Source organism: Pseudomonas sp. P5_A2_2 (genome assembly GCF_054177685.1).
Genome location: NZ_JBGCUL010000683.1, coordinates 1 through 2,467 on the forward strand (window position 1 = coordinate 1; position 2,467 = coordinate 2,467).

General features: G+C 59.7%; 3 protein-coding genes. All 3 read left to right on the forward strand.

The window, feature by feature from the left end; translation table 11 throughout:
• Positions 1-103 precede the first annotated feature (103 nt).
• Positions 104-580, forward strand: a complete 477-nt coding sequence (locus ACXRVY_RS24180; RefSeq protein WP_223456795.1) for a thioesterase family protein — start codon at positions 104-106, stop codon at positions 578-580.
• 13 nt (positions 581-593) lie between these two features.
• Positions 594-1,757: a gamma-butyrobetaine dioxygenase gene (locus tag ACXRVY_RS24185; RefSeq protein ID WP_223456792.1), complete on the forward strand. Its 1,164-nt coding sequence runs from the start codon at positions 594-596 to the stop codon at positions 1,755-1,757.
• Positions 1,758-2,163: 406 nt separating this feature from the next.
• A complete protein-coding gene (locus tag ACXRVY_RS24190; RefSeq protein WP_223456790.1) occupies positions 2,164-2,427 on the forward strand; it encodes a hypothetical protein in 264 nt (87 codons plus the stop codon).
• Positions 2,428-2,467: the final 40 nt, after the last annotated feature.

Here is a 2,467-nt window from a genome sequence, read left to right on the forward strand (position 1 = left end):
GTATTCACACTGCAAATCACGTATTCACACTGCAAATCACTGTGGGAGCGAGCTTGCTCGCGATAGCGGCAGTCCAGTCACCACACAAATTGGATCAGAAACCATGCCCACCCTCACCACCTACCAAACCACCATCATCCCAGACTGGGTCGACTACAACGGCCACCTGCGCGACGCCTTCTACCTGCTGATTTTCAGCTACGCCACCGACGCGCTGATGGATCGCCTGGGCCTGGACAGCAACAGCCGCGAAGCCAGCGGCAACTCGCTGTTCACCCTCGAACTGCACCTCAACTACCTGCACGAAGTGAAGCTCGACGCCCAAGTCGAAGTGCACACTCAAATCATTGCCCACGACAGCAAGCGCGTGCACCTCTATCACAGCCTGCATCTGGTCGGTGATGCCCAGGAACTCGCCGGCAACGAACAGATGCTGCTGCACGTGGATCTCGCCGGGCCGCGCTCGGCACCGTTCAGCGAACTGTCCTTGGGCCGACTGCAAGCCATTGTCGCCGAACAGGCGGACCTGCCAACGCCCGAGTACATTGGCCGAGTGATCGCATTACCCCCAAAAAAATAACAAGGAGATCGCCATGAACACCGCCGCAGCATTTGCCGACTTTCGTACCTATCCGTTGATCAGCGCGCTGACTGGCGTGCAGACCCTGGCGGACCGTGTTCTGGTGAATTGGGCCGACGATCGCGTCAGCCCTTTCCACCATCAATGGCTACGGGATAACTGCCCGTGCCCGCAGTGCGTCTACACCGTGACCCGCGAGCAAGTGCTGGAAATCGTCGATGTGGCTGAAGATCTGACACTTGAACAAGTGCACATCGACACCGAAGGTTGCCTGTCGGTTGACTGGCAGGACGGCCACAGCAGCCGCTTCGACCCCGGCTGGCTGCGCGCCCACGCCTATGACGACGAGTCCCGCGCCGAACGCCAGGCACGCAAGCCGAAAGCCAGGCTCTGGCACAGCGATTTGCAGTTGCCGGTGTTCGAGTATCAAGCGCTGATGAACGACACCGACGCCTTGTTACAATGGTTGTTGGCGGTTCGGGATTTCGGATTGACCCAGGTCCGTGGTGTACCCACCGAACCCGGCTCCCTGAAACTGATCGCCCAACGGATTTCCTTCATCCGCGAGAGCAATTTCGGCGTGCTGTTCAACGTGCAATCCAAGGCCGACGCCGACAGCAACGCCTACACCGCCTTCAACCTGCCGCTGCACAGCGATTTGCCAACCCGTGAGTTGCAACCGGGGCTGCAGTTCCTGCATTGCCTGGTCAATGACGCCGAGGGTGGCGAGAGCATTTTTGTCGATGGTTTTGCCATCGCCGACGCCTTGCGCCGGGAAGACCCCGAATCCTTCAAAAACCTCTGCGAAATCCCCGTGGAGTTTCGCAACAAGGACCGTCACAGCGACTACCGCTGCCTCGCGCCGATCATTGCCCTGGATGCGTTGGGGCAGGTGTCGGAAATCCGCATGGCGAACTTTCTGCGCGGACCGTTCGATGCGTCGGTGGAACAGATGCCCAGGCTCTATCGCGCCTACCGGCGCTTTATCGCGATGACCCGCGAGCCTCGGTTCAGGTTGATGCAGCGGCTCAATCCCGGGGAGTTGTGGTGCTTCGACAACCGCCGCACCCTGCATGCCCGCAACGCCTTCGACCCCGCCACCGGGGCGCGGCATTTCCAGGGTTGCTATGTGGACCGGGATGAGTTGTTGTCGCGCATCCTAGTGCTACAACGTTAAACCGCGTCATCGTTCATCGTCGGAACGCCGCCCGGAGCAAGCCCGCTCCCACAGGTTTGGCGTTGTTCGCCAAACCTGTGGCAACCCCGATCCTGTGGGAGCGTGGCTTGCCCGCGATGGCGTCCGGACAGACACCTCATATTTCCCTGATTCACAGACAAAAAAAACCCCGATCAAGCCGTGACAGGATCGAGGCAGAGGGTACTGTTGAGGAGCTGCCGTGCGAGGGTGACCAAACCTTCGTGAAGCGAGCTGAGTCCAGTGTGCCCACTACCCCGCGAGCCAGGTTAGCCGAAAACGACATGTTCATAACCAATTGAGCCATTGCGACAATTCGCCCTTGCCGACACCCGGCACCACCACCAGAATCGAACCACGACACCGTTCCCTGAAGAAGGATTGCGTCATGATGCACGCCGATTTGATAGACCAGGAAGACCTGTTGGGCCAGCTCAAGTCGTTGGGGTTCAACGTGCCCAGTGGCGCCACCGCCGAGCAGGCTTGCGAGTGCGTGGTAAGGGGCTTGGACGATGCGCGAGCGTATGAGCTTCGCAAGATGGTCAAGGAGATGTACACCAGCAGCGCGACGATCCTGCCGGCGGTGCGCCAGGCCATCGACAAACAATTGCTGCCGGCGTTGTCGGAGTACCAGCAAAGCCATCGCGGCTGATAGATCCAATCGCGAGCAAGCTCGCTCCCACAGGGCTTTG